The sequence below is a fragment of the Varibaculum sp. C0165D1 genome, from assembly GCF_056590355.1.
This window is the reverse complement of sequence record NZ_JBWPVY010000001.1, coordinates 580,134-586,551: the sequence shown is the minus strand read 5'-3', so window position 1 is coordinate 586,551 and position 6,418 is coordinate 580,134. Positions and strand designations below refer to the sequence as shown.

Annotated in this window: 7 protein-coding genes; 6 read left to right on the top strand and 1 reads right to left on the bottom strand. The window is 53.7% G+C overall.

Annotation, left to right across the window (positions count from 1 at the left end; genetic code table 11):
* Positions 1-116 precede the first annotated feature (116 nt).
* The 5 genes from AC1EKS_RS02665 (at position 117) to AC1EKS_RS02645 (ending at position 4,810) form a co-directional block, all read left to right on the top strand.
* Complete coding sequence (locus AC1EKS_RS02665) at positions 117-1,466, top strand: M20/M25/M40 family metallo-hydrolase (RefSeq protein WP_481009560.1); 1,350 nt, start codon at positions 117-119, stop codon at positions 1,464-1,466.
* Positions 1,467-2,468 (top strand): hypothetical protein, encoded by a 1,002-nt coding sequence (locus AC1EKS_RS02660; RefSeq protein ID WP_481009561.1) that lies wholly within the window; start codon positions 1,467-1,469, stop codon positions 2,466-2,468.
* Between the two features lie 70 nt (positions 2,469-2,538).
* Complete coding sequence (gene erpA, locus AC1EKS_RS02655; RefSeq protein ID WP_481009562.1) at positions 2,539-2,898, top strand: iron-sulfur cluster insertion protein ErpA; 360 nt, start codon at positions 2,539-2,541, stop codon at positions 2,896-2,898.
* A gap of 19 nt (positions 2,899-2,917) precedes the next feature.
* Positions 2,918-3,802: an FKBP-type peptidyl-prolyl cis-trans isomerase gene (locus AC1EKS_RS02650; protein ID WP_481009563.1), complete on the top strand. Its 885-nt coding sequence runs from the start codon at positions 2,918-2,920 to the stop codon at positions 3,800-3,802.
* 66 nt (positions 3,803-3,868) lie between these two features.
* Positions 3,869-4,810, top strand: coding sequence for an FKBP-type peptidyl-prolyl cis-trans isomerase (locus AC1EKS_RS02645; RefSeq protein WP_481009564.1), 942 nt, complete (start codon positions 3,869-3,871; stop codon positions 4,808-4,810).
* A gap of 303 nt (positions 4,811-5,113) precedes the next feature.
* Here the strand turns inward: AC1EKS_RS02645 and AC1EKS_RS02640 are convergent, their stop codons facing one another.
* Positions 5,114-5,740: a superoxide dismutase gene (locus AC1EKS_RS02640; protein ID WP_481009565.1), complete on the bottom strand. Its 627-nt coding sequence runs from the start codon at positions 5,738-5,740 to the stop codon at positions 5,114-5,116.
* A gap of 259 nt (positions 5,741-5,999) precedes the next feature.
* Here AC1EKS_RS02640 and AC1EKS_RS02635 point away from each other — a divergent pair, with 259 nt between their 5' ends.
* A complete protein-coding gene (locus AC1EKS_RS02635; RefSeq protein ID WP_481009566.1) occupies positions 6,000-6,386 on the top strand; it encodes a response regulator in 387 nt (128 codons plus the stop codon).
* The last annotated feature ends 32 nt before the right edge of the window (positions 6,387-6,418 follow it).

Sequence of the window (6,418 nt, the reverse complement as noted above, 5' to 3'; positions counted from 1 at the left end):
TGGTTGGAGTTAAACAGATCCGACTGCAAGGAAATCTGTCCCCCCTTGATGTTTCTGGTTTGCGCTCAGCAGCTGGCCTTTCCCTCTAGCGGGCGTATCGGGGTAATCTGGCAAGCATGAGTGATATTTCGGAACTAAAAGCAGCTTCTAACCATATTTTTGCGGATGTGAAAAGCGAGCTAGCCAAACTGGTAGCAATCCCTTCGGTTTCCTCGGCTTCCCGTGAGGAGGTGGAAAAATCTGCCGGGCACCTGGCACAGTTATTTTCTAACCTGGGGATGGAAACCACAGTGAAAACCGCCCCTACCCCCACTGGGGAAGAGGGAATGCCCGCGGTTGTTGCCCGCAAGATAGTTGACCCGCAGGCGAAAACGGTTCTGCTCTATGCCCACCACGATGTGCAACCAGCTGGGCCGCGCGAACGCTGGAATACTGATCCCTTTGTTGCTACTGAAAAGGATGGCCGCCTCTATGGTCGTGGCACCTCCGATGATGGAGCGGGGGTAATGGTTCACTACGGGGCGCTCCTGGCTTTGGGTGAAAAGTGTCCGGTTAACGTGACCTGTTTTATTGAGGGGGAAGAAGAAATCGGCTCGCCCTCATTCCGAAACTTTATTGAAAAATATCGGGAAGATTTAGCCGCCGACGCCATTATTGTGTGTGACTCTGATAACTGGCGGGTGGGTGAACCGGCACTGACCGCTACTTTACGCGGGGTGGCCAGTATGGATGTAAAAGTAAAAGTAATGGACAGTGCCCTGCATTCGGGAGCCTACGGCGGCCCGGTGCTAGATGCTGTTACAGTAGCCAGCCTTTTAGTGGCGAAATGTTTCAACCCTGACGGTAGCTTGGCAGTACCCGGTTTAGGGGGCACTACCAGCGCTGATGTTCATTATCCGGAAGAGTTGTTCAAGGCAGATGCCGGGGTGGTTGACAGCTTCCAGCTAGCCGGAAAGGGCGACGTAGCCTCGCGTCTTTGGAACCAACCGGCACTTTGCGTTATTGGTTGGGATCAGCGATCTCGAGCTGAGAGCGCCAATGCCCTGGTCCCGGAAACCTGCTTACGGCTCTCGCTGCGCACCGCGCCGGGCACCGACAGCGCGCAATGCGCGCAGGCTTTGAGTACATTCTTGAAAGAAAATGCACCCTTTGGAGCCGAAGTAGAAACCGAGGTTCTCGAATGTGGGCCCTCCTATCAAGCCGAATCATCGGCGGCAGAAGAAGATATGAAATGGGCACTATCGTCCGCCTGGGGTAAGGATGCGGTAGATATTGGCTGTGGGGGAGCGATCCCTATGACCGCTGATCTGGCACAAGTGTTCCCGCAGGCCGATATCTTGATCACCGGGGTGGAAGATCCAGCTACTAACGCCCATTCAGAAAACGAATCCCAGGATTTAGGTGATCTGAAAAATGCCATTACCGCAGAGGCTCTGTTCCTGGCCCGTCTAGGTGGACAGATTTAAGTGCAGATAGCTCTGGCCATTGCCAGCACTCACGACGCTAGTGCCCAGGATATGGGAAAAGCCTTCAAATCGGGGTGGTTAAAGCACCAGAGCCGAGACCAGGTGCAGGTTATTCCCTATTCCTGGGCCTATTCGGAAGTGGCAGCTGGCTACCCGCTAGCGGATCTTTTCGCGGGGACAAGCGATCCCTTCCAGGCCGGTAAGCGTTTACCGGAGCTCCTTAAAGCTGGCAAAGGCCTGTATCTGCCAGCGTCCTACCCGAAGCAATCCTTACAAAGTGAGTATTTACCGCCGGACGCGTTAGCTCCCGCAGACCTGGAGGAACTACCGGATTTCCCGGCCTCTTTCATGCGGGGAGTCACGCGCGCCTATGGCCAGGACACCCTAGACCCGCAAATCTGGGAAAACCTGGGGCGCGCCCTCGCACATACGCAGGTAGTTACCGGCAGTGAAAAACCGTTGTTTTCTGCTACTGGGGTGCTGGCCGAAGTGGCAAAAACCCGCCCTGAAATTGCCCAAAAAACTAAAGAAAACTGGGAAGAAGTGTTTAGAAGCGCCGCAGGTTACGGACATCGCCGCTATCTAGAGGTATCTGATTTATCGGGATCCAAATCTGTTCCGGGTACCCAAATCGGGACTCTTCCCGGGGGAGGATGCGCGTGGGGGGTGGGAGAATTACTGGGAAGACTGGGGGCTCGCCTCGACTTTGCAGCCGATTTCCTAGCAGGCCGCGCCCGACTGTCGCAGATTCTGGAAGGTTCAGATTTGCTAGTGGCGAATACTCAGGAGCTTTCTCCCTGGAACCTTCCCGGCTCTCCGCTAGCACATTTATGTGATGCTGCTAGCCGCTTAGGGTTGCCGATAGTGGTGGTTACCAGTGAAAATAACCTGAGTAGGGGAGAAATAGCAGAGCGGGGAATCGATGCTATTTACCAATTTCCGACTGATATTGTCGGCATGAAACAGGCCGGACTTCGCTTAGCGCGTACCTGGGCGCAATAGCCACTAGAGCCACCTTGGACTAGGCTAAGGACTAGCTTACTTAAACATAACGATTGTTATAGGGAGAAACATGAGTGAAGAACAAGCTGAAAAAACAGCTACCCACAAAGTAACTTTGACCGATGCGGCGGCTGAAAAGGTTAAATCACTGCTTGACCAGGAAGGTCGCGATGACCTGCGCCTGCGGATAGCGGTGCAGCCGGGCGGATGCTCGGGGCTTATCTATCAGCTTTATTTCGACGAACGTCTCCTCGAGGGGGATGCGGTCGTAGAATTCGCTCCCGGAGTCGAGGTAGTAGTCGACAAAATGTCTAACCCCTATTTAGAGGGCGCCTCCATTGATTTCTCTGACACTATTGAACGCCAAGGCTTTACCATTGATAACCCGAACGCGGTAGGTTCTTGCGCCTGCGGTCAGTCATTCCACTAGGAACAGTCAGGATTTAACCGTGAAACGTAGACTTTCATCTTCTTTTGCCGCCCTCGCTCTTATGGGAGCGTTAATTGGCGGCGCCCTCACCGCTTGCAGTAGCAATGCTACTGGGGTAAACGTCGAGGGTGATTACGGTAAGGCTCCCAAGGTTAGTGCTGGGGAGGGAACCCCGCCGAAAGAGCTGAAAGTTACAACCCTCAAAGATGGAGAGGGCGAAGCCTGCGGCACGGGTGCGGTAGTTAAAGTTAACTATCACGGTCAACTGTGGAATGGGAAAAAATTCGATTCCAGTTTTGATCGCGGAAAGCCTGCCGTGTTTTCTTTGAAGCAGGTAGTTCCCGGTTGGGGCAAGGGTCTTAAAGATGCCAAGCCAGGATCGCGCACCCTGCTAGTGATTCCTCCCGAATTGGGTTATGGGGATCAGGCAACCGGCGATATTCCCGCCGGGTCTACCTTGGTCTTCGTGGTAGACACTTTGAAATGTTTTTCCTCTTCGCAGATGAAGCAGGGCGAACAGCTGTTAGCAGAAGCCAAAGCAACCGGCGATAGTTTGCCCGGTGTGGAAGTTGGGGGAAAACTAGGGGCAAAGCCGACATTGAAGGTAACCCCAGATCAGCTGGCCAAAGAGCGCAAGGTAGTGGTGCTGGCGCAAGGAAAGGGGGCGCCGCTAAAAGCCAAAGATGTGGTGATAGTGCATCAAAGCTGGCTAGACCAGGATGGGAAGATTGCTTCCACCTGGGATAGCGCGACCCCGATGCCGCTGCAGGGGGAACAGAGCCTAGCCGAGTTGGGATTAGATAAAGAACTTGCCGGTAAAACTGTGGGATCGCGGCTCGCTCTAAGTTCCATGCAAAACGGGCAAGCAGTCGCATTCGTGATGGATATTATCGGCACCCTCTAGGAAATCTGTACCGGCTGGGTTATGCATACTTTTAACGCTTTACAACCTGCAGTTAAAACATTGAAAATGCGGGTGATAGTGCTCGTGCTCTTGAATGCCCTGTGTCTGGGCGTCCTTTCGGGCTGTTCCCAGGGGGGATCCGATGCCTCCGCACCAGAAGTAAAAGGGAAGTTCCCGGCGGTTTCTGGCGAGTTAGGACAAGCACCCAAAATGGAGGCCGGTGCGGGCAAAGCCCCCACCAGTTTGCAAGTGCGGGTACTTCACGAGGGCGACGGACGTAAAGTAACCGCCAAAGACCAGGTACTCATGGACACCTTGGGTAACCTGTGGGATGGAAAAACCGTGATGACCACCTTCAGAATGGGTGATTCTGCGCAAGGGTATGCGATGAGTGAAGTCATTCCCGGCTGGAAACAGGCTCTAGTCGGTAAGAAGCTCCGTTCGCGAGTACAGGTCACCGTACCCCCGCAGCTAGGTTTCCAAGGAGAAGCCGCGAAAAGGATCCCTACCGACTCCACTATGGTATTTGTGATTGACCTGCTTAGCGCCATGGATCTGAGTGACGTTTCCGCCCTGAAACAGGGCAAGAAAATAGCTAAATCTTTCTCTAAACTGCCCCCGGGGTTGAAAATTAGCGGAGCTCCTGGCACCCAGCCGCAGCTAATCATCGATCCGGCCTTTCCTGCTCCGCAAACAAAACAGGTAATAATGCTGTACCAAGGCAAAGGACCGAATCTGGAACCAGATGATTTTCCCGGGGTACATTTGACCGCTGCCACCTATGAGCAGGGTGAATGGTCTGACGTATCCAGTTCCTGGCCCAGCGGGAAAATGGTGTCTACTCCCTCAACTGTGCAGAGTACCCCGCAGTTCTTAGGGGTGCCGGTCGGTTCACGAATGGTGATGATAGAGCCCGCAGAAGGGGCGCGCCAAGGGGCGAAGGCACATCCGGCGCGGATCGCTATCTACGACATCGGCGCCAAGCAAACCAGTACCCGCCTCGGGTAATCGTTCTTGGATCTTGAGCGCGGGGGATAGATTTTTCCTCCCGCCCAAGAATTTGGAAAACGTAGTGACGTTTTCCAAATTCTTATGCCCACCGCGCCTGCTCGGATAAAATCTATCCCCCGCGCTTGCTAGAAACGGTGCAACAAGACAAGCAGAGCGTGCGGACGGATTTATGCCGAGGGGTAGGCCTCGGGCACTAAATCCGTGAAAATGCCAGAGCATTTTCCGGATCTCGGGGCGCGAGGTAAAATCCGTCCGCACGCTCGATCTGGCGTGTCTTTTATTAGCTACGCGGAGCGGCTACTAGGCCAGGTTGATTAGGGACTTAAAGTTCTTTTCAGCGTTCTCGAAACGAGCAGCAACGTTTTCCCAATTAACCACGTTCCACCAGGCCTTGACGTAGTCGGCCTTCACGTTCTGGTAGTCCAGGTAGAAAGCGTGCTCCCACATGTCCAGCATGAGTAGCGGAGTTACCCCGACAGGTACGTTTCCTTGCTGGTCGAAGAGCTGGAAAATGATGAGCCGGGAAGAAATGGAATCCCAGGCCAGGACGGCCCAACCGGATCCCTGTAGACCGGTGGCTGCGGCCGAGAAATGCTTCTTGAAAGCCGCAAAAGAACCGAAGTTTTCGGTGATTGCCGCGGCGAGTTCGCCCTCGGGCTCCCCACCACAGTCAGGCCCCATATTTGTCCAGAAAACCGAGTGGTTGGTGTGTCCGCCCAAGTTGAAAGCCAAATCTTTCGAGTACTGGTTGACTGCAGCCAAGTCTCCGGCTTCGCGAGCTGCCGCCAGTTTCTCTAGAGCAGCATTTGCGCCGTTCACATAGGTGTTATGGTGCTTGTCATGGTGGAGTTCCATGATCTTGCCAGAAATATGCGGCTCTAAAGCGGCGTAATCGTAGGGCAGTTCTGGAAGCGTGTATTTCTCCATGAAAATGGGTCTCCTTTGTTGTTTTAGGATCCGCCTAGCCTCCCTCCGGCTGAGCGGTTTCTCTGTCTAGTCTAGGCGCTAAGTCCCATTCTTGCAGCCTCAGTAAATAAGCTGGCAGCTTAAAGCAGATTGGGCTCCCAGCAGAGCACTAGATTTAAACAAATACAGCGGGATTCGTGCCTAAAGACCGCAAGCGCGTAATAGTCGGATACAATGAGAGCCAAAAGTCCTTTCAAGCGTTGATCTAAGGAAGAAGAAAATGGCGGAAGCGGAAAAGAACCTACAGATTTTGTTGTATAGCGATGACCGAGAGGTACGCCGGCAAGTAATTAACTCCGTGGGGATTAAGCCGGCCGCGGATTTGCCCAAAATAACCTGGGACGAGACCGCTACCGCTACTATCACCCGGGATAAGGTGCATAATCAGCGCTATGATCTGCTAATTCTCGATGGGGAAGCCACCAAGATTTCTGGTATTTCGGTTGCTAAATCCCTGCATGAAGAGGAAGACGATCTCCCGCCTATCCTGATTCTGACTGCCCGCCAACAAGACGACTGGTTAGTCGGTTGGGCGGGTGCCAAAGCGGTGGAGCGTCCCCTCACCCCCCTAAAGCTGCAAGAGGCAGTATCCGAACTGCTGCGTTAAGCTAAAATACTTATTTCCGCTGCTCAAGGAAA

Excerpts from the sequence above, each read along its gene's own strand:
- AC1EKS_RS02665 (WP_481009560.1), top strand. The coding sequence starts at position 117 with ATGAGTGATATTTCGGAACTAAAAGCAGCTTCTAACCATATTTTTGCG.
- erpA (WP_481009562.1), top strand. The coding sequence starts at position 2,539 with ATGAGTGAAGAACAAGCTGAAAAAACAGCTACCCACAAAGTAACTTTG.
- AC1EKS_RS02645 (WP_481009564.1), top strand. The coding sequence starts at position 3,869 with ATGCGGGTGATAGTGCTCGTGCTCTTGAATGCCCTGTGTCTGGGCGTC.
- AC1EKS_RS02640 (WP_481009565.1), bottom strand. The coding sequence starts at position 5,740 with ATGGAGAAATACACGCTTCCAGAACTGCCCTACGATTACGCCGCTTTA.
- AC1EKS_RS02635 (WP_481009566.1), top strand. The coding sequence starts at position 6,000 with ATGGCGGAAGCGGAAAAGAACCTACAGATTTTGTTGTATAGCGATGAC.